Below are 23,661 nucleotides of genomic sequence, written 5' to 3' on the forward strand. Positions count from 1 at the left end.
ATATCGTTGCGCTTCATCATCACCCACCCGATGCACAGTCATCCGTACCACCCCGAACTCGCCTCCGGCGCCGGCGTCGCGGCCGTCGCGGCGGCGGCCGAGCGGGCCGGCTTTCACGGCTTCGGCTTCACCGACCACCCGGCACCGTCGCAGCGCTGGCTCGAGGCGGGAGGCCACGACTCGCTGGATCCCTTTGTCGCACTGGGCTTTGCGGCGGCACAAACGACGTCACTGCGCTTGATTCCCAACATCGTCGTCTTGCCGTATCGCAACCCGTTTGTGGTGGCGAAGTCCGCTGCCACGCTGGACCTACTGTCGGGTGGTCGGTTCATCCTCGCGGTCGGCGTGGGTTATCTCAAGCGGGAGTTCGCGGCGCTGGGTGTGGACCATTCCGAACGCGCCGAGCTGTTCGACGAGGCACTGCAGGTGATCCGGGCGGTCTGGACCAGCGACGACATATCCTTTGAGGGACGCCATTTCAGCGCGCGGGGAATCACCGCCCACCCCCGGCCCGGCCAGCAATCCCTACCCGCCCATCTGGGTGGGCGGTAACACGGCGGCAGCGCGCCGACGCGTCGCCGTCCACGGGGACGGCTGGTGTCCTTTCCCTGCGCCGGCACCGCTGGCGCAGACGGCGGGCACTGCGGCCATCGACTCGGCGGATCGGCTCGCCGCCGGTATCGACGATTTGCGGCGCAAATGTGACGCGGCGGGCCGGGACTTCTCCGCGATCGATGTCACCTTCACCAACTTCGACGGCGGCGGTCCGGCAAGCGCGGACTTCAATGCCGACGCCTACCTGGGCGGTTTGGAAAAGCTGGCGACGCTCGGGGTGACGTGGGTGCACGTCGGTCTGCCCGGTGACGGCCTTGCGCACGCGCTGGAATGTATCGACCGATTTCGCGTCCAGGTGATCGAAGCGGCCTGAGCCTGGCGCCCCGATGTGCCGGCTACCTTGCTGGCAACTCCGCGGTGACCTGCACGGCCCCTTCGTCGAAGCTCAAGAACCCTTTGATCGGAACGCTTTCCGGCGGCGGATCTTCGTAACTCCAGGCGATGTCAGGGGCGACCATGTCGCCGACGACGGCCGACCAGTAGGTCGCCACGCCCTTGTAGTTGCAGTAGCTGGAGGTCTGTGACCTCACCAGCAGGTCGGTGCGTACCTGCGCGGGCGTCACATACAGACGTGGTTGCAGCGAAGTTTCGAACACGATCACCGTGTCCTGGGTGTTCACCAGCGTGGTGCCGGCCAGCTCGACGTGCAGCTGCCGCGTGGTCGGGCGGCAGTCGACGCGGTGGTAGGGATTCGGCGGGTAGTGCACGAGTCGGCGGCCCTCTTCGAGCCACATGTCGACGGCATCCCACCGAACATGGACGAAGCCGGGTGCGGCGGTCTCGGGCTGAGTCGGTAGGTCAGTGATCTCGTCGGTGGGAAACACGTAGCGCAGCGGGTGGCCCCGTCGGTGCACCATCAGCGCGCGCTCGGTGTCGATTACCAGGCGCCCATCGCGAAATGCCTGGATACGCCGAGGATGTGGCTCGACGTAGACCAAACCATCGGGCACCGGCGGGCAGAAGCGCCCGGCCGGATGCGTGCTGAGCGGGCCATGCCCGGCCGCCAGGCTCATGACGTTCCTCCTAGATCGGCGGCCCGTAACGCGGCCACGGTCTGCAGGTCGTGCAAGGCCGCGACTGTCAGGTCCAGGCCGGTGAGCGCGATGTCTGCGGCCTGCATGCCGCCCAGGCCGGCCACGATCGTGGTTGCGACATAGGCGTAGGCGGCGGCTTGTCGATAGCGCAGCCATAGCTCTTCGCGGTCCAGCTCCGGTCCGCCGGCGGCGGCCAATGCACGGCGGTAGACGTCGAGCAGTTCGCGCTCGGTGACCCGACGGTCGGTGGTGGTCATGCCGGTGATCAGCGTGTAAGCGAGATCGCGGGCGGGGTGGCCGAGCCGGACCGCCTGCCAGTCGAGCAGACCCGCCGCGAGCGGGCCGCCCGATGAGCGGAAATACCAATTTACCCGGGTGCGCGTCGCCGTGCAGCACGGTGTGTGGCGGTGCGTCGATGAGTCCGGTGATCGCCCGGTAGTGCTCGAAGACAAAGTCGCGACCTGGCAGGAGCGCCGCGGCGTGCCCGCCCAACCTGCGCCACGAGGCCCGCAGCATGGTGGGAACCAGCGGCACGCTCGGATCACGCGAGGCCGCATACAGCCATCCAAATGGTCGGACACCGCCGTGATTGAGCCGTACCCAGTACGTCGCGTGCAGGCGGGCAAGCAGTTCGACCACCAGGGCGGCCTGATCGTTGTCGAACGGATGCAGCGTGTCCGAGAAATCGCATGTCCCTTCGGCGGGAGCTGCCAAGTCTTCCAGGACAAGCACGAATCGGCCGGTCAGCGGATCGAACGCGCAGCCGTATGCCGTTGGGGCGTCGGGCGCTAACTCGGGGGACAGGTCGCGGTAGAAACTCACCTCGGTCTCGGCCAGCCGGCCGAGCTCGCCGATAAATCTGGTCGCGGCCGTAGCCGCCGCCATCTTGACGAACACCGACTCGGGAACGTCGTTGCCGCTCAGCGCTAGTCGGGCCCGCGACGTCGTCCCACTGCTGTCATCGAGCACCGACACCGAGGACACCCTGCGCCCCATGATTTCCGACAACGCCGGCGGATCCAGGTCGTGGATGCGGCGGGGGAATGCTCTGGCGTTGCGCAGCACGGCGTCGGTTGCCACCCGGCCGAGGCCACGGCCGAGATGAGTGGCTAGGCGAGCCAGCGCGATCACCTTGTTTTCCGGCAAGGCACCACCCCTACATTACAAATGTTGTAAACAGTGTAAATGCAGGGCCTGGGTGCCGATACGGGCGCGATGCCGCGTGCCTACCGGAGTAGGAAGGAGCCATGGCGGGACCGGTGGAAGGCATCAAGGTTGTCGAGCTCGGGGTCTGGGTCGCGGCGCCGGCCGCGGCCGCCATTCTGGCCGACTGGGGTGCCGACGTGATCAAGATAGAACCGCCGGCCGGCGATCCGGGCCGGCTGTTCGGCCGGATGCTGGGCTGCGATCTCGGGATGAACCCGCCGTTCGAGATGGACAACCGCTGCAAGCGCAGCGTCGTGCTGGACCTGTCCACCGACACCGGCCGCGAGCTTGCGTACGAATTGCTCTCCGACGCTGATGTTTTCATCACCAACGTGCGCCCGGCGGCGTTGCGACGGCTGGGGCTCGACTTCGCTGCGGTGTCCGATCGCAACCCACGCCTCGTCTACGGGCTCATCACCGGGTACGGAGAGACCGGGCCCGACGCCGATCGCGCCGCCTATGATGTGGCGGCCTTCTGGTCGCGCGGTGGCCTCGCGCATCTGCTCACCCGGCCCGGGGACACGCCGCCGTTTCAGCGCGGCGGCATGGGGGACCACACGACCGGCATGACCTTGGCCGCCGCCGTCTGTGCCGCGCTGCTGGCGCGGGAGCGGACCGGGACGGGCCAGTTGGTGAGCACATCGCTGTATCGCCAGGGGGCCTACACCGTGAGCTTTGACCTCAACACCTACCTGCTCACCGGTCAGCAGATCGCAATCGGACAACGTGAATCAATGGGCAACCCGTGCATGAACAACTACACCGCCGGCGACGGGCGACGATTCTGGATCGTCGGACTGGAGATCGACCGGCACTGGCCCGCCCTGTGTCGCGTCGTTGAACGCCCCGACTGGCTGGCCGATCCGCGCTACGGCGATGCGCGCGGGCGTGCGACCAACGCGGTAGAGCTCATCGCGCAACTGGACCAGATCTTCGCGACCAGGTCTCTCGCCGAGTGGACCGAGATCTTCGACGCTGAACCGGATTTCTTCTGGTCGCCGATCAACAGCCTCGAAGACATCGTCGCCGACGAGCAGTTCCATGCCGCTGGCGGCATCGTTGACGTGCCGGACGGGGCCTCGAGTGTGCCGATGGTGGCAACCCCCGCCGACTTTCACGGCACACCATGCACGCCACGTTCGGTGGCGCCGCAGCTCGGTCAGCACACCGACCAAGTGCTGGGTGAACTGGCGGCGCGCCGCAAGTCCTGACCGCGCGCGAGCCTTTACAAAATTTCCCGAAAGTGTCACGCTGTCCGATGAGGGGCGGGCGGCTCGGTGTGGCGGGCGGCCCATGGCAAACGCGGCAGTCCGCGCGGGTCCGGCTGTGGTCCCGTGCAAGAGGGATGGATCGATGCTCACTCCAACTTTGGACCTCGGCGCCACGGCGGACAGGGGCACGCTACGACGAACCGGTGCCGACGACGACGGCCTGCACTATCGGGTCGAGGTCGTGGCCGCCAGCGTCATCGACGTAGTTCAGGCGGCTGGAGGCTGGCTGTGCGACCGGGTGATGGCCGGCTGGCAGGTGCGAGTGCTGGTGCCCGGCGGCGACGATATCCGGCCGCTGCAGATCCTCGGGGCAACCGCGATGGACCTGGAAGCGGGTCTGACCGGCCGCGCTCCGATGGGCCACAGCCTGGCCGTCGGCGCCGCCGCCTTTGCCGCCGATGAGCGAGTGCGCGCGAAGCTAACCGAAGCCCTGCAGTGCCGGTGGACCGAAGTTGCGCTGTGGGGTCAGGGGTGGCCGCTGGGGGTCGATCGCGCGATCGCCCCGGTGCAACACGTGCTCAGTGCCGCGGCACTGGCGTTCAAAAGGCAGGCGCTAACGGCGGCCGGAATTCCTTACGGCTGTGTTGTTTCCGTCGAGCAGCTACTCGCCGACACGGCGTGGTCGGGCTAGCCGGGGAACCCGGTGAACCCGAGGAACCTGAGGGTCGATGAAAAAATATTACGGGCATACGCTGCTGTATCTGCACGAGACGATCAAGCTGGGATCCGGGCGAAGCGACCGCTTCACCGAACTGTTTGTCCAAGTCTGTCAGCCGATGATGGAGGAGCTTGGCGCCCGGCTGTTCGCGATCTGGGAGTCCACCCCCTACAACGGCCGCTGGCCAGAGGTGACGATCATCTGGGAGATAGATGGCTTCGCCGACTATTCCAGGATTGGTGCCGCACAGGCCAAAGGCGGCAGCCAGGAAGCCGCGGCCGGGAAGTGGGCCGCATTCCTGGCGGACATCGGAGCGCGTGGCGAGGGGCGGATCATGTACCCGGGTCCGGCCAACAAGACCCTGGCACAGCTACGCGCATCCAATTTCACTGCCCCGCTGGTGATTCAAGAGATCATGCAAACCAAGCCGGGCCGCCAAGATGACTACATCCGAGAACTGGAGCGACTCTATGTGCCCTGGTCGGAGCGCACGGGCAAACACTGGCTCGGCTCCTTCACCACGACGTTTCGCTACAACGAGGTCATCCACTACTGGGCGCTGGAAGGCGGCTGGGAGTGCTTTGCCAACCACTACCCGTCCTGGAAGGAGAGCCCGCCCGCCGAGATCGTCACATGGATGAGCGTGGCCCCGGCGCTGCGTGACGGCTGGGAAGACTCCATTCTGCAGTCCCTACCGCCTTCGCCGCTGCAGTGAACTTCAGCTACGACCCTTTCGGCGCCCGGGTGATGGCCGACCCGTTGCCCTACTATCGCGTCCTGCGCGACCAACACCCGGTGTACTACCTGCCGCAATGGGATACCTTCGCGATCTCGCGCTTCGACGACATCCGGCGGGTACTGGAAGTCAACGACGGAACGTTCGTCGCGTCGGAGGGGACGTTTCCGGCCGCGTCGGTGCTGGCCCGGCACAATAGCGGCCCGGTGGACGACCCGCCGTGGCATCCGCTGCCGTTTCATGCGGTCTTCGACGCACCGTTGTACGGCGAGATCCGCCGCGCGCACTCCCCACCGCTTCGGCCCAAGTCCGTGGCCGGGCTCGAAGCCAGAATCCGCGAGCTAGCCAACGAACGACTCAACCGGCTGCTGCCGCAAGGCTCATTCGACCTCACCCAAGACTACGGCGGTGTGGTGGTGGCCAGCATCGTATGCGAACTACTGGGAATGCCAGCCTCTTTGGCGCCAGAGGTGCTTGCCGCCGTCAATGCGGGCAGCCTCACCGAACCTGGCGTCGGCGTCGACACCGCCGAGACTCGGCCCAACTATCTGGAGTTCCTGGTCCCGGTCGTGCGGCAGCGCCGGGCGGATCCGACCGGGGAGCTTCCGGTTGTTGACGGTCTGCTGCGCTACCGATTGCCCGACGGCAGTGCGCTCGACGACACCGAGGTTGCCACCCAGATGCTCTGCATCTTCATCGGGGGAACCGAGACCGTGCCCAAGATCGTGGCGCACGGGCTGTGGGAGCTCAGCCGGCGTCCCGACCAGTTGGCGGCGGTGCGCACCGACCCGCAGTCCAACGTGAACGTCGCGCGCGAGGAGATGATCCGCTACTGTGCCCCCGCACAATGGTTTGCCCGAACCGCACGCAAGCCGTTCACCATAGGCGACCAAACCATCGAGCCGGGCCAGCGCGTCATCACGCTGCTGGCTTCGGCCAACCGCGACGAGCGTGAGTACCCGGATCCCGACGAGTTCATCTGGGATCGGCCGATCCGGCGCTCCCTGGCGTTCGGCCGTGGTCAGCACTTCTGCATCGGGTATCACCTGGCCAGGCTCGAAATCTCGGTACTACTGCAGGAATGGTTCCGGCGGGTGCCCGAATTCCAGATCTGCGCAGCGCAGGCCACCCGATTGCCATCCAGCTTCCAGTGGGGATGGAACAAGATCCCGGTGGAGGTTTGACGTGTGGTCCTATCGAATCATTGCCCCCTACCTGTTCGAGCGCACCTCGATCGCCGACAATACACCCGAGTGCTTGGCGGAAGGGCAAGTGCTGCTGCGGTTTCAGGCCGCCGGGGTGTGTGGCAGCGACCTGCCCGCCTTTCGCGGTGCCAGGGGACACCTGCCCGGAGATGACGGCCACAGCGCGGCGGCCAAGGACGGCTTCCCGATTCACGAAGTGGCCGGTGAAGTCATCGCCAGCAGGCATCGCGCCCACCACCAGGGCGACCGCGTGGTGGGCTGGGCATCGGGATTCGACGGCCTGATGCAGCGGGTGATCGCCGATGGGGACGGCTTGGCGCCCTATGACCCGGGGCTTACTCCCACTCAAGCGGTCGGCCTGCAGCCGCTGGCCTGTGTGCTGTACGCCTGCGCGCAACTACCGGATCTGGCGGGTCGGCACGTCGCCGTCATCGGACAGGGGTCGATCGGGCTGCTCTTCTCCCATGCCGCGAAAGTGGCGGGGGCCCGCCGGGTAACCGGGGTCGATCCGATCGACCGGGAGAACCTTTCGGCAACATTCGGAGTCGACGACGCCGTCCGGGCCACCAGCGATCGCTGGGTGAGCCAGCTGGGCGCCGGCGATCGTGCCGACATCGTCATCGAAGCCGTCGGACATCAGGTCGCTACCCTGGGGCACGCCATCGACGCCGCGGCGCCGGGGGCACCGTGTTCTATTTCGGCGTCGCCGACGACGACGCCTACCCGATCAGCATGCGCACCATGCTGCGCAACAACCTGACCCTGAAATCCGGTGTCACCCAGGATCGCCGGCGCATGCTCGAACTCGCCGGGAAGTTCGCCGCCGAGCACCCCGAACTGCTCAGCGGCTATCTCACGCACAATTTCGACGTCGAAGACGTGCAGGCGGCGTTCGAACTGGCGTGCCGGCCGGTGCCCGAACGGGTGAAGATCGCGATCACCGCATGAAGGTCGTCAGCAACCTCCAACAGCGGCTCGGCCGGGGCACGCCGCTCTGGGGCGGCTGGATCACCGGTCCAACGTGGCTGGGGCCGGAGGAATTTGCCAGGGCCGGCTACGATTACGTCGGTTTCGACACCCAGCACGGTTACCTTGACGACGCCGACGTTGCCGGCCTGCTCCGGCGACTCGAAGGTGTGCCCATCGCCACCGTGGTGCGGTTGCCGAATGCGGATCCGGCACCGATAGGGCGGGTGCTCGACGCCGGCGCCGATGCCGTCATCATCGCGATGATCGAGTCGGCCGAACAGGCCGCCGCGGCGGTGGCCGCCACCCGCTATCCGCCGGCCGGGGTGCGCAGCTACGGCCCGCTGCGGGCAAGCCTGGGCACCGATCCCGCCGAGCTGCAATCCCGGGCGGGCGTCTATGCGATGGTCGAGACCGCCGCGGCGCTCTCGACCATCGATGACATCTGCGCGGTTGACGGTCTGGCCGGAATCTATGTCGGACCCGCGGATCTGGCGATTTCGCTGGGAACCGGCGTCGTCGGTGCCCTCGATCACGCAGCGGTCCGGGAGGCCGTCGTCGGAATCCACCGCGCGGCTTCGGCGGCGAGCCTACACACCGGCATCCACGCCGGCGCCGCAAAGGCGGGTAAAGCGATGGCGCAGCTGGGATTCGAGATGATCACCCTGGCGGCCGAGTCCCAAGCGCTGCGCCGGGGAGCCGCGGAATACTTGAACGAGGCGACGGCGGGCACCCGATGACCGGCGGCGGGCGCGTCGCGCTGGTAACCGGAGCCGCCGGCGGGCAGGGGTGGGCGATTATCCAACGACTGCGCGCCGAAGGCCACTCGGTGGCGGCATGCGATCTACGCGCCGACCGACTCGATGCGCTGGTCGCCGAGTCGGGCGACGATGCCGTGATTTCCCTGGCCCTGGATGTGACCGATGAAGCGCAATGGCAGGAGGCCGTCGAGCGCGCCGTCACCCGGTTCGGGGCGTTGACCGCACTGATCAACAATGCCGGCGTGCTGCACCGTGCGGCGCTGGTCGATGAGACGGCCGCCGGCTTCGAAAGTGCTTGGCGGGTCAACTGTCTGGGTGCCTTCCTTGGCATGCGGGCGGCGCTTGGCGCGCTGAGCGCGGCCGAAGGCCCGGTGATTGTCAACATCTGCAGCACCGGGGCGATCCGGCCATTCCCACACCACTGCGCCTATGGTGCGGCCAAGTGGGCACTAAGGGGCCTGACCCAAACGGCTGCGGCCGAATTGGCGCCCGCCGGTATCCGGGTCAACGCGGTGTTCCCGGGGCCGATCGCGACGTCCATGCTCGATGAGCCGACTCAGGCTCGGCTGGCGGCGGTTTCGATGTTCGGCCGGCTGGGCCGGCCCGCCGAAGTCGCCGATGCGGTGGCGTTCTTGGTCTCCGAGAACTCATCATTCATCACGGGATCCGAACTCGTGGTCGACGGCGGACAGTGCCTGCAGGTGCCATGACCAGCCCGCTATCGGTCGGCATCATCGGCGCGGGCCCCGGCGGGCTGGCGCTGGGAATTCTGCTGAAAAACCGTGGCTTTGAGAACTTCACCATCTTCGACCGAGAATCCGACATGGGCGGCACCTGGCGGATCAACACCTATCCGGGACTGGCCTGCGACGTGAAGTCGCACCTGTACTTGTACTCGTTCGACCTCAATCCGGGCTGGTCACGGCTGTGGTCCGGACAGCCCGAGATATTGGCATACTTTCAGCGCTGCGCCGATCGGTACGGGCTGCGACCCCATCTGCGGCTGGGCACCGAAATACGATCCGCACGTTGGGAAAGCCAGACCCGGCAGTGGACCCTGAGCACCGCGGACAGTGAACAGCACCAATTCAGTGTCGTGGTATCGGCCGTCGGCATCTTCAGCCGGCCGGCCTATCCGGATCTCGTTGAGCAGCAGCGCTTCACCGGAACCGTGATGCACTCGTCGCGGTGGGATCACTCGGTGCCGCTCGCGGGCGCCCGAATCGCGGTGCTGGGTACCGGTTCGACCGCGGCGCAGCTGGTGCCGGAGTTGGCCAAGGTCGCGGATCGGGTGTACTCGATACAACGGTCACCGACCTGGATATTGCCCAAGCCGGATCGGCCCTACTCCCGCTGGGAACGCTGGGTCTTCGCCCACGTTCCGTTTGCCGCGCGGCTATACCGGACCCGGCTGTGGCTGCGCAGCGAGTCGAATATCTCCGTGATCGAGCACGGCAGCCCGAAGACCAAAGAGTTCACGGAGCTGGCGTTGCGGATGCTCGAAAACACGGTCAGCGACCCGCAATTGCGTCGCCAACTCACCCCGGACCATCCGATGGGCTGCAAGCGCCTGGTGTTCTCATCGGAGTTTCTGACCGCCCTGACCCGCCCGAATGTTGAGCTGGTGACCAGCCCGGCCCGCTACCTGAGGCAACGATCGTTGGTCACCGCGGACGGCGCCGAATACGACGTCGACGTCGTGGTGTGCGCCACCGGCTATGCCGCGGCCGACTATCTGGGTCAGCTGGAAGTCCTCGGAGAGGACGGTGCTGGGCTGCATGAAGTCTGGCGGGACGGGGCGCACGCTTATCTGGGGATGGCCGTACCCGGCTTTCCCAACTTCTTCATGCTCTACGGACCCAATACGAATGTCGGCTCCAACAGCGTGATCTTCATGCTCGAAGCCCAGGCCCGCTACATTGTGGCGGCGCTGGCCCATCTGCGGCGCAAATCCAAGACCTACATCGCGGTGCGTCCGGGGGTGCTGGCCGAATTCATAGCCAAGGTCGACCGGTGGATGACAGGGACGGTCTGGACCACCGAGTGCAGCAACTACTTTCGTGCGCCCAACGGGCGTGTGGTCACGCAATGGCCGCGCAGCGCGCGTAGCTTTTGGGGGATGACGCGCCGCTTCAAGCCCGCAGACTTCAGCTTCCAGCCCGCTGCCGTGTTCACCGCGGACGGTGGCGACCGCAACGCGGGGCAGCGGTGACCCAACCCGAGGCCGTCGATCGGCTGGACCCCTTGCTGCGCGCCGTCGCGACGGCGCGAATCGACTTCACCGCGGAGTCGATCCTGACGATCCGCGAGTCGATGAACCAGCGCCGCCGGGAGGCGGCCGCGACCGAGACGGCCGCCGCCGGGGTAGCGGTGGCCGACGATGTTGCCACCGGGGAGGCCGGCAGGCCGGTGCCGGTCCGCATCTACCGGGCTGCCCCGACGCCGGCGCCGGTAGTCGTTTACTGCCACGCGGGTGGCTTCGCCTTAGGAAATCTCGACACCGACCACCGGCAGTGCCTGGAGCTGGCTCGTCGTGCCCGCTGTGCGGTGGTTTCGGTCGACTACCGGCTGGCGCCCGAACACCCCTACCCGGCGGCATTGCGCGACGCGATCGAGGTGCTGACGTGGGTGGTTGGCAACGCGACACGGTTGGGATTCGACGCGCGGCGGCTGGCGGTGGCCGGTAGCAGCGCCGGCGCCACCCTGGCCGCCGGCCTGGCGCACGGCGCCGCCGACGGGTCGCTGCCACCGGTCATCTTCCAGCTGCTGCACCAGCCGGTGCTCGACGATCGCCCCACCGCATCCCGGTCGGAGTTCCGCGCCACCCCGGCCTTCGATGGTGAGGCGGCGAGTCTCATGTGGCGTCATTACCTGGCCGGGCAGACACCTTCACCGGAGTCGGTCCCGGGCCGGCGCGGTCAACTGGCAGGCCTGCCAGCGACGTTGATCACCTGCGGCGAGATCGATCCGTTTCGCGACGAAGTGCTCGATTACGCGCAGCGGCTGCTGGGAGCCGGGGTATCCACCGAACTGCACATCTTCCCGCGCGCCTGCCACGGGTTCGATTCGCTACTACCGGAATGGACGACCTCGCAGCGGCTGTTCGCGATGCAGGGTCATGCCCTGGCGGACGCGTTCTACCCGGATTAGTGGGTCAGAACACGATGATTTGACGCACGGCGGTGCCGTCGGCCAGGTGGTCCATCGCCTCATTGAGGTCGTCCAGCCGAATCGTCGCGGACACCAGCGATTCCACCGGCAGGCGTCCGGATTGCCACAACGACACGAACCGCGGGATGTCGCGGCTGGGGACCGCCGAGCCCAGGTAGCTACCGATGAGTGAGCGCCCCTCGGCGACGAAGCCCAACGGTGCGACGCTGATCCGCGCATCCGGCGGGGGCAGGCCGACGGTGATGGTGCGGCCGCCGGGTGCGGTCAGCCCGATCGCGGTCTCCAGCGCCGCCGGGTGCCCGGCCGCCTCGATCACCACGTCGGCTTTCACGCCTGCGGCAGCGGCCTGCTGTGGGGTATAGGTGGCGCTGGCCCCGAGGGCTTCTGCGGCCGAGAGTTTTTGGGGCAATTGGTCCACGCCGAATACCGCGACGTCGTCCTGAGTCAAGGCGGTGAGCACCGCGGCCATCCCGACCCCCCCGAGCCCGACGACGGCGACCGACTGCCCGGCTACCGGCTTGCCGACATTGAGCACCGCGCCTCCGCCGGTCAACACCGCGCATCCCAGTAGTGCGGCCACCTGCGGGGGCACCTCGTCGGGCACCGCAACCGCGCTGGCCCGATTCACCACGGCATGTGTCGCGAAACCCGAGACGCCGAGGTGGTGGTAGATGGGTTGCCCAGAACGGCTGATCCGGATGCCGCCACCGAGCAAGGTTCCGGCGGCGTTGGTCGCGCTGCCCGGTGCGCAGGGGGTGATGCCCTCGGTGGCGCAGGACGGGCAGTGGCCGCAGCGCGGCAGGAACACCAGCACCACCCGCTGGCCGACGGCCAGATCGTCGACCCGGTCGCCGACCCGCTCGACGATTCCGGCCGCCTCATGGCCCAGCAGCATCGGCACCGGCCGGACCCGATTGCCGTCGACCACCGACAGGTCGGAGTGGCACACGCCCGCGGCCTCGATGCGGACCAGCACCTCGTCGTCGCCCGGAGGATCGAGATCGAGATCGACGACGCTGATGGGACGAGATTGGGCGTACGGCCGGGGCGAACCGATTCGCTCCAGGACCGCACCCCGGATGTGAATCATGTTGGAATACAACCATGGCTGAAGTCCCAGTTCCATCGGTGCCCGCGGGGCCGTCCCCGGACGAGCTGTCCAGCGGTGATTTTCCGGTGCTCTGGCCGGTGCTCACCCGCTGGGCCGACAACGACATGTTCGGCCACCTCAACAACGCCGCCTACTACCAGCTGTTCGACACGGCCATCAACGCCTGGATCAACACCCGCACCGGCCTTGACCCGCTCACCACCGCAGCGCTGGGCATCGTCGCGGAGTCGGGCTGTCGATACTTCTCCGAACTGCATTTCCCGCAAGAGCTCGTGGTGGGGCTGGCGGTGACGCGGCTGGGCCGCAGCAGCGTCACCTACCGCCTTGCAGTGTTCAACTCCAGTCCCGGGGCAGGGGAGGGACCGGCTGGGCCGGGGCCGATCGCCGCGCTGGGGCACTGGGTGCACGTCTACGTTGACCGCGTCAGCCGCAAACCCGTTCCGATCCCCGAGACCATCCGCACATTGCTGGCCACCGCGTGCGTGAATTAGGTACCGGCACACCCTAATCACCGGCTTGGCTGCACGCCCGGCGCCTGCCGAGTGCCCAGGTATGCTTCGCCAATGCCAGTTTTGAGCAAGACCGTCGAAGTCAGCGCCGACGCCGGATCGATCATGGGGATCGTCGCAGATATCGAGCGGTACCCCGAATGGAACGAAGGGGTCAAAGGGGCTTGGGTGCTGGCTCGCTACGACGACGGCCGTCCCAGCCAGGTGCGGCTTGACGCCTCGGTTCAAGGCTTCGAGGGCGTCTACATCCACGCCGTGTACTACCCGGGCGAGAATCAGATTCAAACCGTCATGCAGCAGGGCGATTTGTTCCTCAAGCAGGAGCAGTTGTTCAGCGTGGTGGAAGCCGGTGCCGCCAGTTTGCTGACGGTGGACATTGACGTCGAGCCCAGCATGCCGGTGCCGCCGCCGATGGTGAAGCTGCTACTCAACAATGTGCTCGAGCAACTCGCCGCAAATCTCAAATTGCGTGCCGAACAATTGACTGCCGGCTAGAAAATTCGGCGGAATTCCACGGGGTCAGTTGAAGATTCCGTTGGTCTCCAGCATTTGCGTCAGCCGGTGCGCGGCATCGGTGAATTGCCAGACACTGTGCTCGATCACCGCCGCGGTATCGCGGCGCCGCAATGCCGCGATCAATTGCCGATGATTGTCCACCGCTGCGGCACCCCATTGCGGGTCGCTGGCGTAGAGCTGCGCGGGCATGTAGCGCGCGGCATTGAGCAGAAACCAGGCCAACTTGATCCGCCCGCTGGATTGGTTGAGGACGCGGTGGAACGCGAATTCCAGCGCGGCGATCGCCTCGGTATCGCCGGCCCCGACCGCCGCGGTGAGCGCATCGTTGATGTGCTCGAGTTCCCCGATGTCGACTTCACTGATTCGTTCGGTGGCGGTGACCGCAAGTTCGCGGGCGATGGTGGCCTGCAGCCAGAAGATGTCGTCGATGTCCTGGCGGGTCAGCGGCAACACCACATGACCACGGTGCGGCTCCAGCTGCACCATGCCCTCACCGCGCAGCTTCAGTAGGGCTTCGCGACCCGGGGTGATGCTCACCCCGAGTTGGGCCGCGGTCTCATCGAGGCGGATGAACGTTCCCGGTCGCAACGTTCCGGCCATGATGGCCGCTCTCAGATGGCCGGCGACTTCGTCGGACAACTGCGCGCGGCGTAGTGGCCGCCGGCTTTTGCGACGCGCGGACAGCGGTATGTTCATACGGCCTGCCAGGTCTTTCCGGAGCGTGGCGGGGCTTTACGTGGTCTTGTCTCGGGTCTTGTTTGGGGCCGCCGGGCACATTAATGTGACCCAGGCAACACCATGTTTTATCAAATATCAGTCTGACGCAAGCGGTGCGCAAGTGAAGGGACTGCATAGTTGACCGCGGAACTGGCCAGCCACCTGCCGCAGGCCGCTCACGCCCTGGAGCAGCCTTATTTGGCTCGCCGGCAGAACTGGGTCAACCAACTCGAGCGGCATGCCATGATGCAGCCGCGGGCCACCGCGATCAGGTACCTCGGTCACACCGTGACGTGGGCTGACCTGCGATATCGGGTTGCCGCGCTGGCCGGTTCCCTAAGCCGCCGAGGGGTCGGCTTCGGGGACCGGGTGATGATCCTGATGCTCAACCGCACCGAGTTCGTCGAGTCTGTTCTGGCCGCCAACATGCTGGGTGCCATCGCGGTTCCGCTGAATTTCCGGCTCACGCCGTCCGAAATTGCGTTCCTGGTGGAGGACTGCGCACCGCGTCTGGTCATCACCGAAGAAGTGCTGGCCCAGGTCGCCGTGGGCGTCCGCGAGATCGCTCCCGCACTGAGCACGATCGTGGTAGCCGGCGGCGCATCCGATCCCACCGTGGTGGGCTACGACGAGCTCATCAGTGAGACCGGTGACCCACCCGAACCGGTCGACATCCCCAATGACTCGCCGGCGCTGATCATGTACACCTCCGGCACCACCGGCCGGCCCAAGGGCGCGGTGCTGACACACACGAACCTCACCGGCCAGGTGATGACGGCGCTCTACACCGGCGGCGCCAATATCAACAGCGACGTGGGTTTCATCGGCGTCCCGTTTTTCCACATCGCCGGGATCGGCAACATGCTCAGCGGAATGCTGCTCGGCGTCCCCACCGTGATCTATCCACTGGGCGCGTTCAACCCCGGCCAGCTGCTCGACATGCTGGAGGCCGAACGGGTCAGCGGCATCTTTCTGGTGCCCGCCCAGTGGCAGGCCGTCTGCGCGGAACAACAAGCCCGGCCACGTGAACTGAGCTTGCGGGTGATGTCGTGGGGGGCCGCACCGGCACCGGATGCGTTGCTGCGTCAGATGTCAGAGGTTTTCCCGGGAACGCAGATCATGGCGGCGTTCGGTCAGACCGAGATGTCTCCGGTCACCTGCATGCTGCTCGGCGAAGATGCGATCCGAAAGCGAGGTTCGGTCGGCAAAGTGATCCCGACCGTCTCCGCTCGCGTCGTCGACGACGAGATGAACGACGTGCCCATCGGTCAGGTCGGCGAAATCGTTTACCGGGCACCAACACTGATGAGCGGATACTGGAACAACCCGGAAGCGACCGCAGAAGCGTTCGCCGGCGGTTGGTTTCATTCCGGGGATCTGGTCCGGATGGACGAGGACGGCTACGTCTGGGTGGTGGACCGCAAGAAGGACATGATCATCTCCGGCGGAGAGAACGTTTACTGCGCCGAAGTGGAGAACGTGCTTGCCAGCCACCCCAGCATTGTCGAGGTCGCGGTGATCGGCCGAGCCGACGAAAAGTGGGGCGAGGTACCGATAGCGGTCGCGGCTGTAACGAAAGACCACCTTCGCATCGAAGACTTAGGTGAGTACCTGACCGAGCGGCTTGCGCGTTACAAGCACCCGAAGGCGCTCGAGATTATAGACGCACTACCGCGAAACCCTTCCGGGAAGGTGCTAAAAACTGAATTGCGTTTGCGCTACGGAGTAGGCGTCTACTCCGAAAGCCGTTCTGTGTCAAGGTCATTTGAATTCAGAGAGGGAAGCTAAGAAGGTCGAAAATGTTCGCTGGCTGCAGACGATGTGTTAATTGTGTGGATGCGGTTCACACGTAGACAGGCATCAGGTACATTCCTGTGGTCTCGGTTACTGCCTGCCGGTAGTGAGCCGTCGGTCACACACCTAGGGACGGGGCAAGGAGGAGGCGTGCGACGAGATCGGCCGTGTAGCCGCGATCCGCGTGCTCCTATCGGGAAGGGGCAACGGTGACGACGTCTTCTGGCCCGCACCTGATGGGCTACCTTCGCGACCAGCTAGAGACACCGCTGACGATGGTCGGCGGGTTCTTCCGGATGTGTGTGCTGACCGGAAAGGCGCTATTCCGTAGGCCGTTCCAGTGGCGGGAACTCATTCTGCAGTGCTGGTTCGTCATGCGGGTGGCGCTGCTGCCGACCATCATGGTCTCCATCCCGCTGACGGTGCTGCTCATCTTCACGTTGAACGTCTTGCTCGCCCAGTTCGGTGCGGCCGACATCTCCGGCGCCGGTGCCGCGATCGGTGCGGTCACCCAGCTCGGCCCGCTGACCACCGTGCTGGTGGTGGCCGGTGCCGGCTCGACGGCCATCTGCGCCGATCTGGGAGCTCGCACCATCCGTGAAGAGATCGACGCGATGGAAGTGCTGGGCATCGACCCCATCCACCGACTGGTGGTGCCGCGCGTCATCGCCGCGACCTTCGTCGCCACCCTGCTCAACGCCCTGGTGATCACCGTCGGCCTGGTCGGCGGTTACCTGTTCGGTGTCTACCTGCAGAACATCAACGGCGGCGCCTACCTGGCCACGCTGACCACCATCACCGGCATGCCCGAGGTGACGATCGCGATGGTCAAGGCGGCGACGTTCGGCCTGATCGCCGGGCTGGTCGGGTGCTACCGCGGGCTGACGGTGCGCGGCGGTTCCAAGGGTCTGGGTACCGCCGTCAACGAGACAGTTGTGTTGTGCGTGGTCGCGCTCTACGCGGTCAACGTCATCTTGACCACGATCGGCGTGCGATTCGGGACGGGGCACTGACATGTCGACAGCCGCAGTACTGCGGGCCCGCTTCCCGAGGGCGATTGCGAACTTCAATCGCTACGCCGGCTCGGTCACCCGGGGACTCGATGAATCGGGGCGCCTGGCGTGGTTCATTCTGACCAGCCTCGGACAGTCGGGTCACGCGCTGCGTTACTACCGCAAAGAGATTCTGCGGCTGATCGCCCAGATCGGCATGGGTACCGGCGCGATGGCCGTCGTCGGCGGTACCGCCGCGATCGTCGGCTTCGTGACGCTCTCCGGTAGCTCGCTGATCGCCATCCAGGGTTTTGCGTCCCTGGGAAACATTGGTGTGGAGGCGTTCACAGGGTTCTTCTCCGCACTGGTCAACGTGCGTATCGCCGGTCCCGTGGTGACCGGGGTCGCGCTGGCGGCCACCGTCGGCGCCGGCGCGACGGCCGAGCTGGGAGCCATGCGGATCAGCGAGGAGATCGATGCCCTGGAGGTGATGGGCATCAAGTCCATTTCCTACCTGGCGTCCACTCGCATCATGGCCGGCCTGGTGGTAATCATCCCGCTGTATGCGTTGGCGATGATCATGTCGTTCTTCTCCCCGCAGATGGTCACGACGGTGCTCTACGGACAGTCGTCGGGCACCTACGAGCACTACTTCCGGACGTTCCTGCGTCCCGACGACGTCTTCTGGTCATTCTTGGAGGCCATCATCATCGCGGCGATCGTCATGGTCACGCACTGCTACTACGGCTACAACGCCGGCGGTGGACCGGTGGGTGTGGGCGAGGCGGTGGGGCGCTCGATGCGTTTCTCACTGGTCTCGGTCAATGTTGTTGTTTTGTGTGCCGCGTTGGCGCTCTACGGCGTCAACCCCAACTTCGCACTGACGGTGTAGCGCCATGACAAAACCGGGCAAGCTCAACAAGGTCAACGAACCGCCGTACAAGATCGCGGGCATCGCCCTGTTCTTGGTCGGCCTGCTTATCTTGTCCTTGGTCTACCTCCAGTTCCGTGGCGACTTCGATCGCAAGGTCAAGCTGACCATGTTCTCCGAGCGCGCGGGCCTGGTGATGGATCCGGGCTCGAAGGTCACCTACAACGGGGTCCAGATCGGGCGAGTCGACACCATCTCGGAGATCACCAGGGACGGCAAGCCGGCAGCAAAATTCGTCTTGAACGTCTATCCGCGATACCTGCCGCTGATACCGGAAAACGTGGACGCGCAGATCAAGGCGACCACGGTGTTCGGTGGCAAGTACGTGTCACTGACAACGCCAGAACATCCGTCGAACAAGAAGCTTTCGGCCCACAGCGTCATCAACGCCTCGGCGGTGACCACCGAAATCAACACCTTGTTCGAGACCCTGACCTCGATCTCCGAAAAGGTGGACCCGGTCAAGCTGAACCTGACGCTGAGCGCCGCCGCGGAAGCCCTCACCGGACTGGGTAACCGGTTCGGCGAGGCGATCGCCAACGGCAACGAGATCCTCGACGACATCAATCCGCAGATGCCTCAGGCTCGGCGCGACATCCAACAGTTGGCGGCCCTGGGTGACGTGTACGCCGACGCCGCACCGGATTTGTTCGACTTTCTCAACAACTCCGTGCCGACCGCACGCACCATCAATGCTCAGCAGCACGACTTGGACGCGGCGTTGTTGGCGGCGGTCGGATTCGGCAACACCGGCGCGGACGTCTTCGAGCGGGGTGGACCCTATCTGGCGCGCGGCGCCGCCGACCTGGTGCCAAGCGCCCAGCTGCTGGATACCTACAGCCCGGAGTTGTTCTGCACCCTGCGCAACTACCACGACGTCGAGCCGCAGGCCTACAAGTTCCTGGGCGGCAACGGCTACTCGCTGAACAGCCACACGACGCCGCTCTCCGCGTTGGGAATGATGCTCAACCCCGCCTCACTTGTGCCCCTGCTGATCTCGCAGGTCGGTGGCCTGGCTGCCGGTCTGGTCGGCGGGGCGCCCAACCCCTACATCTATCCCGAGAACCTGCCACGGGTGAATGCACACGGCGGGCCTGGGGGTGCGCCGGGCTGCTGGCAGAGCATCACCCATGACTTCTGGCCCGCGCCGGAGCTGGTCATGGACACCGGCAACAGTCTTGCGCCCTACAACCACTTGGAGACCGGTTCGCCCTTCGTACTGGAATATGTCTGGGGCCGTCAAGTAGGGGATTACACGATCAACCCATGAAAATCACCGGTACTGCAATCAGACTCGGCATCTTCTCGTTGGTGCTGATGCTCTTCAGCGTGATGATCATCATCGTGTTCGGTCAGATCCGCTTTGACCGTACGTATGCGTACTCGGCCGAGTTCAGCAATGCCAGTGGTCTGCGGCCGGGCCAGTTTGTTCGCGCCTCCGGGGTCGAGATCGGCAAGGTGAAGTCGGTATCGCTGATCGACGGCGGCAAACGGGTGCGGGTGAATTTCGACGTCGACCGATCGGTGCCGCTGTACCAGTCGACGAGCGCGCAGATCCGCTACCTCGACCTGATCGGCAATCGCTACCTCGAGCTCAAACGCGGCGAGGGCGACGGCTCGGATCGGATCATGCCGCCGGGTGGCTTCATCCCGTTGTCGCGGACCTCGCCGGCGCTGGACCTTGACGCCCTGATCGGTGGTTTCAAGCCGGTGTTCCGGGCGCTGGACCCCGACAAGGTCAACACCATCGCCTCGGCCCTGGTCACCGTATTTCAGGGGCAAGGCGGCACCATCAACGACATTCTCGACCAAACCGCTCAGCTGACTTCGCAGCTTGCCGAGCGCGACCAGGCGATCGGTGAGGTGATCAAGAACCTCAACACCGTCCTGGCCGCGACCGTGCGGCATCGCAAGGACTTCGATCAGACGGTCAACAACCTCGAGGTGCTGATCACCGGGCTCAACGAGCACCGCGACGATCTTTCCGGTGGCATCGCGCATGTCAGCAACGCGGCCGGAACCGTGGCCGACCTATTGGGTGAGGACCGTGCGCTGCTACACAAGACGGTCAACTACCTGGACGCCGTTCAGCAGCCGCTGATCGACCAGCGCCAAGAGCTCGCCGACTTCCTGCACAAGTTGCCGACGGCATTGAACATGATTGGGCGCGCGATCGGGTCCTATGGAGACTTCGTGAACTTCTACTCCTGCGACATCAGCCTCAAGATCAACGGGCTGCAGCCTGGTGGGCCCGTCCGAACGGTTCGACTTTTCTCGCAACCGACGGGTAGGTGCGCACCGCAATGAGGACACTAGAACCCCCCAACCGGCTTCGCATCGGGCTCATGGGCATCGTCGTGATGCTCGTGGTCGTCGGCGTGGGTCAGAGCTTCACCAGCGTGCCGATGATTTTCGCCAGGCCGAGCTACTACGGGCAGTTCACCGACTCCGGCGGAATCAACAACGGCGACAAGGTACGCATCGCCGGGCTGGACGTCGGCAAGGTCGAGGGCCTGCGGATCGACGGTGACCACATCGTCATGAAGTTCTCGATCGGCACCAACACCATCGGCACCGATAGCCGGCTGTCGATCCGTACCGACACGATTCTGGGTAAGAAGGTCGTCGAGATCGAGGCGCGCGGCAACCAGCCGCTGCGGCCGGGTGGCACGCTGCCGCTGGGCCAGAGCACCACGCCGTACCAGATCTACGACGCATTCTTCGACGTCACCCGGGCCGCCACCGGCTGGGACATCGACACGGTCAAGAAGTCGCTGCACGTGTTGTCGGAGACGATCGATCAGACCTATCCGCACCTGAGTTCCGCGCTCGACGGTGTCGCCAAGTTCTCCGACACGCTGGGTAAGCGCGACGACGAGCTCAAGCACCTGCTCGCCCAGGCCAACCAAGTGGCTAGCGTCCTCGGGGACCGCAGCGCGCAGGTCGACCGGCTGCTGGTGAACGCGAAGACTCTGCTGGTCGCCTTCAACGAACGTGGCCGCGCGATCGACGCGCTGCTGGGGAACATCGCATCGTTTTCAGCGCAGGTTCAGGGGCTGATCAACGACAACCCCAACCTCAATCACGTGCTTGAACAACTGCGCACGGTCAGCGACGTCCTGATCGAACGCAAAGAAGATCTCGCCAAGGGCCTCGAGATGGTCGGCGCATTCCTGCCATCGCTGAACGAGTCCATCGCGTCGGGCCCGTTCTTCAAGGTCGTCATTCACAACCTGGTCCCGGGCCAGATCCTGCAGCCGTTCATCGATGCAGCGTTCAAGAAGCGTGGCCTGTCCCCAGAGGACTTCTGGCGCAGTGCTGGGCTGCCGGAGTACCGGTTCCCCGACCCCAACGGCACTCGGTTCCCCAACGGCGCTCCGCCCCCGGGACCTCGGGTGCTCGAAGGTACCCCGGACCACCCGCTTCCCGCGGTGCCACCCGGATCGCCCTGCTCGTACACGCCGGCCGCCGACGCGCTGCCCCGGCCGGACAACCCGCTGCCCTGCGCGGGCGTGCTGGAAGGTCCGTTCGGTGGGTTCGGCTTCCCGGCTCCGTTGGACGGTGTCGAGTCGTCACCGCCGAATCCGAACGGCCTGCCGCCGACGCCGGGTATTCCGATCGCCGGGCGGCCGGGCGAACCCGCGCAGGATGCTCCCGGTACCCCGGTGCCGTTGCCGCCAGGTGCCCGCACCGAGCCGGTCGGACCGGCCGGGCCGACGCCACCCCCGTCAACGTTCGCTCCCGGGCTGCCGCCGGGTCCGCCCGCACCGCCTGGGCCCGGGCCGCAGCTGCCCGACCCGTACATCACCCCAGGTGGCACGGGAGGTAGTGGTGCGACGGGAGGTAGCCAGAATTGAGCACCATCTTTGACATCCGCAACATCCGGCTACCCAAGGTTTCCCGGGCGACCGTCATCATCGGGTCCCTGGTGTTGGTGCTCGGCCTGGTTGCCGCGTTCGTCGGCTTGAAGCTGTATCAGAAGCTGACCAACAACACCGTGGTCGCCTACTTCCCGAGTGCGAATGCCCTCTACCCGGGGGACAAGGTCCAGATCATGGGCCTGCAGGTAGGCAAGATCGACAACATCGAGCCGGCCGGCGACAAGATGAAGGTCACCTTCCACTACCAGAACAAGTACAAGGTGCCGGGCAACGCCTCCGCGGTGATCCTCAACCCGACCCTGGTCGCATCGCGCACCATCCAGTTGGAGCCGCCCTACAAGGGTGGCCCGGTGCTGGCCGACAACGCGGTGATCCCGCTGGAACGCACCCAGGTGCCCGTTGAGTGGGATGAGCTGCGCAACAGCATCACCAACATCATCGACAAGCTGGGCCCCACCAAGGATCAGCCGACCGGGCCGTTTGGCGAGGTTCTCGAATCCTTCGCGAACGGCTTGGAGGGCAAAGGCAAGCAGATCAACACCACGCTGGACAGCCTGTCGCGGGCATTGACCGCGCTGAACGAAGGCCGTGGCGACTTCTTCGCGGTGGTGCGCAGCCTGGCGCTGTTCGTCAACGCGCTGCACCAGGACGACAAACAGTTCGTGGCGCTGAACCAGAACCTCGCCGACGTCACCGGCCGGCTGGTGGGCTACGACCGCGACCTGTCCAATGCGCTGCAGCAGTTCGACAGCCTGCTGTCGACGGTGCGGCCGTTCCTGGACAAGAACCGCGAAGTGCTGACCTACGACGTCAACAACCTGGCCGAAGCGACCAACACTCTCCTGCAACCTGACCCGTTGAACGGTCTGGAGACGGCGTTGCACGTGCTTCCCACGGCCGCGTCGAACGTGAACCAGATCTACCACCCGGCGCACGGTTCGGTTGTCGCCGTACCGGAAATCACGTCCTTCGCGAACCCGATGCAGTTCGTCTGCAGCTCGATTCAGGCCGGCAGCCGGCTCGGCTACCAGGAGTCCGCCGAGCTGTGTGCGCAGTATCTGGCGCCCGTGCTGGATGCGATCAAGTTCAACTACTTCCCGTTCGGGTTGAACGCGTTCAACACCGCCGAGGTGCTGCCCAAGCAGGTCGCCTACTCCGAGCCCCGGCTGCAGCCGCCGAACGGATACAAGGACACGACCGTTCCGGGCATCTGGGTGCCGGACACTCCGCTGTCGCACCGCAACACCCAACCCGGCTGGATCGTCGCTCCCGGAATGCAGGGCCAGCAGGTCGGGCCGATCACGGCGGGCCTGATGACTCCCGAGTCGCTTTCCGAGCTGATGGATGGGCCCGACATCGAGCCCGTTCAGTCGACCCTGCAGACACCGCCCGGACCGCCCAACGCCTACGACGAGTACCCGGTGCTGCCGCCGATCGGCTTGCAGGCTCCGGTACCAATACAGCCACCGCCGCCGGGTCCGGAAGTGATCCCAGGTCCCGTCGCCCCGACACCGGCGCCCGGACCGGCACCGGCACCAGTTGGAGCACCTTTGCCCGCTGAGGCAGGGGCAGGACAGTGAGGCGCGG

The 23,661-nt window shown here is 65.7% G+C and carries 20 protein-coding genes and 3 pseudogenes; 19 read left to right on the forward strand and 4 right to left on the reverse strand.

Features of this window, described 5'->3' with window-relative positions; genetic code table 11:
• Nucleotides 1-6 precede the first annotated feature (6 nt).
• Nucleotides 7-928, forward strand: a pseudogene (locus tag CKW46_RS04270) (LLM class F420-dependent oxidoreductase).
• A gap of 22 nt (nucleotides 929-950) precedes the next feature.
• On the opposite strand, the gene CKW46_RS04275 reads toward CKW46_RS04270, so the two are convergent.
• The gene (locus CKW46_RS04275; protein ID WP_015354162.1) at nucleotides 951-1,628 is read right to left on the reverse strand and encodes a DUF427 domain-containing protein; all 678 of its coding nucleotides are present in this window, start codon (nucleotides 1,626-1,628) and stop codon (nucleotides 951-953) included.
• A pseudogene (locus tag CKW46_RS04280) lies at nucleotides 1,625-2,780 on the reverse strand (phosphotransferase). Before CKW46_RS04280 ends, CKW46_RS04275 begins: the two are co-directional and overlap by 4 nt.
• 116 nt (nucleotides 2,781-2,896) lie before the next feature.
• On the opposite strand from CKW46_RS04280, the gene CKW46_RS04285 reads away from it, so the two are divergent.
• The 9 genes and pseudogenes from CKW46_RS04285 to CKW46_RS04325 all read left to right on the forward strand — a co-directional run bounded on the left by CKW46_RS04285 (nucleotide 2,897) and on the right by CKW46_RS04325 (nucleotide 11,602).
• A complete protein-coding gene (locus tag CKW46_RS04285; RefSeq protein ID WP_015354164.1) occupies nucleotides 2,897-4,066 on the forward strand; it encodes a CoA transferase in 1,170 nt (389 codons plus the stop codon).
• A 142-nt stretch (nucleotides 4,067-4,208) separates the two neighbouring features.
• A complete protein-coding gene (locus CKW46_RS04290; RefSeq protein ID WP_015354165.1) occupies nucleotides 4,209-4,757 on the forward strand; it encodes a hypothetical protein in 549 nt (182 codons plus the stop codon).
• Nucleotides 4,758-4,794: 37 nt separating this feature from the next.
• A complete protein-coding gene (locus tag CKW46_RS04295) occupies nucleotides 4,795-5,499 on the forward strand; it encodes a hypothetical protein (RefSeq protein ID WP_012392377.1) in 705 nt (234 codons plus the stop codon).
• Entirely contained in the window at nucleotides 5,496-6,704 is a 1,209-nt protein-coding gene (locus tag CKW46_RS04300) for a cytochrome P450 (protein WP_482052867.1), read from the forward strand. The genes CKW46_RS04295 and CKW46_RS04300 overlap by 4 nt, the downstream gene beginning before the upstream one ends.
• A 1-nt stretch (nucleotide 6,705) precedes the next feature.
• Nucleotides 6,706-7,673, forward strand: a pseudogene (locus tag CKW46_RS04305) (zinc-binding dehydrogenase).
• Nucleotides 7,670-8,431, forward strand: coding sequence for an HpcH/HpaI aldolase family protein (locus CKW46_RS04310; RefSeq protein WP_015354168.1), 762 nt, complete (start codon nucleotides 7,670-7,672; stop codon nucleotides 8,429-8,431). The pseudogene CKW46_RS04305 and the gene CKW46_RS04310 overlap by 4 nt, the downstream one beginning before the upstream one ends.
• Complete coding sequence (locus CKW46_RS04315) at nucleotides 8,428-9,162, forward strand: SDR family NAD(P)-dependent oxidoreductase (RefSeq protein WP_020785094.1); 735 nt, start codon at nucleotides 8,428-8,430, stop codon at nucleotides 9,160-9,162. Before CKW46_RS04310 ends, CKW46_RS04315 begins: the two co-directional genes overlap by 4 nt.
• Complete coding sequence (locus tag CKW46_RS04320; protein ID WP_482053358.1) at nucleotides 9,159-10,664, forward strand: flavin-containing monooxygenase; 1,506 nt, start codon at nucleotides 9,159-9,161, stop codon at nucleotides 10,662-10,664. The genes CKW46_RS04315 and CKW46_RS04320 overlap by 4 nt, the downstream gene beginning before the upstream one ends.
• The gene (locus tag CKW46_RS04325; protein WP_015354171.1) at nucleotides 10,661-11,602 is read left to right on the forward strand and encodes an alpha/beta hydrolase; all 942 of its coding nucleotides are present in this window, start codon (nucleotides 10,661-10,663) and stop codon (nucleotides 11,600-11,602) included. Before CKW46_RS04320 ends, CKW46_RS04325 begins: the two co-directional genes overlap by 4 nt.
• A gap of 4 nt (nucleotides 11,603-11,606) precedes the next feature.
• Here the strand turns inward: CKW46_RS04325 and CKW46_RS04330 are convergent, their stop codons facing one another.
• Nucleotides 11,607-12,713 (reverse strand): alcohol dehydrogenase catalytic domain-containing protein, encoded by a 1,107-nt coding sequence (locus CKW46_RS04330; protein ID WP_482052868.1) that lies wholly within the window; start codon nucleotides 12,711-12,713, stop codon nucleotides 11,607-11,609.
• Between the two features lie 38 nt (nucleotides 12,714-12,751).
• On the opposite strand from CKW46_RS04330, the gene CKW46_RS04335 reads away from it, so the two are divergent.
• Complete coding sequence (locus CKW46_RS04335) at nucleotides 12,752-13,225, forward strand: acyl-CoA thioesterase (RefSeq protein WP_085981819.1); 474 nt, start codon at nucleotides 12,752-12,754, stop codon at nucleotides 13,223-13,225.
• Nucleotides 13,226-13,297: 72 nt separating this feature from the next.
• Nucleotides 13,298-13,738 (forward strand): SRPBCC family protein, encoded by a 441-nt coding sequence (locus tag CKW46_RS04340; protein ID WP_015354174.1) that lies wholly within the window; start codon nucleotides 13,298-13,300, stop codon nucleotides 13,736-13,738.
• A gap of 24 nt (nucleotides 13,739-13,762) precedes the next feature.
• Here CKW46_RS04340 and CKW46_RS04345 read toward each other — a convergent pair whose 3' ends face one another.
• Nucleotides 13,763-14,455, reverse strand: a complete 693-nt coding sequence (locus tag CKW46_RS04345) for a GntR family transcriptional regulator (RefSeq protein ID WP_117436137.1) — start codon at nucleotides 14,453-14,455, stop codon at nucleotides 13,763-13,765.
• Between the two features lie 159 nt (nucleotides 14,456-14,614).
• On the opposite strand from CKW46_RS04345, the gene fadD5 reads away from it, so the two are divergent.
• The 7 genes from fadD5 (at nucleotide 14,615) to CKW46_RS04380 (ending at nucleotide 23,654) form a co-directional block, all read left to right on the forward strand.
• The gene (fadD5, locus tag CKW46_RS04350; RefSeq protein ID WP_117436138.1) at nucleotides 14,615-16,264 is read left to right on the forward strand and encodes a fatty-acid--CoA ligase FadD5; all 1,650 of its coding nucleotides are present in this window, start codon (nucleotides 14,615-14,617) and stop codon (nucleotides 16,262-16,264) included.
• A gap of 242 nt (nucleotides 16,265-16,506) precedes the next feature.
• The gene (locus tag CKW46_RS04355; RefSeq protein ID WP_015354177.1) at nucleotides 16,507-17,283 is read left to right on the forward strand and encodes an MlaE family ABC transporter permease; all 777 of its coding nucleotides are present in this window, start codon (nucleotides 16,507-16,509) and stop codon (nucleotides 17,281-17,283) included.
• Nucleotide 17,284: 1 nt separating this feature from the next.
• Complete coding sequence (locus CKW46_RS04360) at nucleotides 17,285-18,154, forward strand: MlaE family ABC transporter permease (protein ID WP_012392390.1); 870 nt, start codon at nucleotides 17,285-17,287, stop codon at nucleotides 18,152-18,154.
• Nucleotides 18,155-18,158: 4 nt separating this feature from the next.
• Nucleotides 18,159-19,463, forward strand: coding sequence for an MCE family protein (locus CKW46_RS04365; protein WP_012392391.1), 1,305 nt, complete (start codon nucleotides 18,159-18,161; stop codon nucleotides 19,461-19,463).
• Nucleotides 19,460-20,500, forward strand: coding sequence for a virulence factor Mce family protein (locus CKW46_RS04370; RefSeq protein WP_117436140.1), 1,041 nt, complete (start codon nucleotides 19,460-19,462; stop codon nucleotides 20,498-20,500). Before CKW46_RS04365 ends, CKW46_RS04370 begins: the two co-directional genes overlap by 4 nt.
• Entirely contained in the window at nucleotides 20,497-22,050 is a 1,554-nt protein-coding gene (locus tag CKW46_RS04375) for a virulence factor Mce family protein (protein ID WP_482052869.1), read from the forward strand. The genes CKW46_RS04370 and CKW46_RS04375 overlap by 4 nt, the downstream gene beginning before the upstream one ends.
• Nucleotides 22,047-23,654: a virulence factor Mce family protein gene (locus CKW46_RS04380; protein WP_015354182.1), complete on the forward strand. Its 1,608-nt coding sequence runs from the start codon at nucleotides 22,047-22,049 to the stop codon at nucleotides 23,652-23,654. Before CKW46_RS04375 ends, CKW46_RS04380 begins: the two co-directional genes overlap by 4 nt.
• Nucleotides 23,655-23,661 lie beyond the last annotated feature (7 nt).

The sequence above is a fragment of the Mycobacterium liflandii genome, from assembly GCF_022354805.1.
In the GTDB taxonomy this organism is placed as follows: domain Bacteria; phylum Actinomycetota; class Actinomycetes; order Mycobacteriales; family Mycobacteriaceae; genus Mycobacterium; species Mycobacterium marinum.

Bases quoted from the DNA above. Each gene is read 5' to 3' on its own strand.
- CKW46_RS04275 (WP_015354162.1), bottom strand. From the start codon at position 1,628: ATGAGCCTGGCGGCCGGGCATGGCCCGCTCAGCACGCATCCGGCCGGG.
- CKW46_RS04285 (WP_015354164.1), top strand. From the start codon at position 2,897: ATGGCGGGACCGGTGGAAGGCATCAAGGTTGTCGAGCTCGGGGTCTGG.
- CKW46_RS04290 (WP_015354165.1), top strand. From the start codon at position 4,209: ATGCTCACTCCAACTTTGGACCTCGGCGCCACGGCGGACAGGGGCACG.
- CKW46_RS04295 (WP_012392377.1), top strand. From the start codon at position 4,795: ATGAAAAAATATTACGGGCATACGCTGCTGTATCTGCACGAGACGATC.
- CKW46_RS04310 (WP_015354168.1), top strand. From the start codon at position 7,670: ATGAAGGTCGTCAGCAACCTCCAACAGCGGCTCGGCCGGGGCACGCCG.
- CKW46_RS04315 (WP_020785094.1), top strand. From the start codon at position 8,428: ATGACCGGCGGCGGGCGCGTCGCGCTGGTAACCGGAGCCGCCGGCGGG.
- CKW46_RS04320 (WP_482053358.1), top strand. From the start codon at position 9,159: ATGACCAGCCCGCTATCGGTCGGCATCATCGGCGCGGGCCCCGGCGGG.
- CKW46_RS04330 (WP_482052868.1), bottom strand. From the start codon at position 12,713: ATGATTCACATCCGGGGTGCGGTCCTGGAGCGAATCGGTTCGCCCCGG.
- CKW46_RS04340 (WP_015354174.1), top strand. From the start codon at position 13,298: ATGCCAGTTTTGAGCAAGACCGTCGAAGTCAGCGCCGACGCCGGATCG.
- CKW46_RS04345 (WP_117436137.1), bottom strand. From the start codon at position 14,455: ATGAACATACCGCTGTCCGCGCGTCGCAAAAGCCGGCGGCCACTACGC.
- CKW46_RS04355 (WP_015354177.1), top strand. From the start codon at position 16,507: ATGGGCTACCTTCGCGACCAGCTAGAGACACCGCTGACGATGGTCGGC.
- CKW46_RS04360 (WP_012392390.1), top strand. From the start codon at position 17,285: ATGTCGACAGCCGCAGTACTGCGGGCCCGCTTCCCGAGGGCGATTGCG.
- CKW46_RS04365 (WP_012392391.1), top strand. From the start codon at position 18,159: ATGACAAAACCGGGCAAGCTCAACAAGGTCAACGAACCGCCGTACAAG.
- CKW46_RS04370 (WP_117436140.1), top strand. From the start codon at position 19,460: ATGAAAATCACCGGTACTGCAATCAGACTCGGCATCTTCTCGTTGGTG.
- CKW46_RS04375 (WP_482052869.1), top strand. From the start codon at position 20,497: ATGAGGACACTAGAACCCCCCAACCGGCTTCGCATCGGGCTCATGGGC.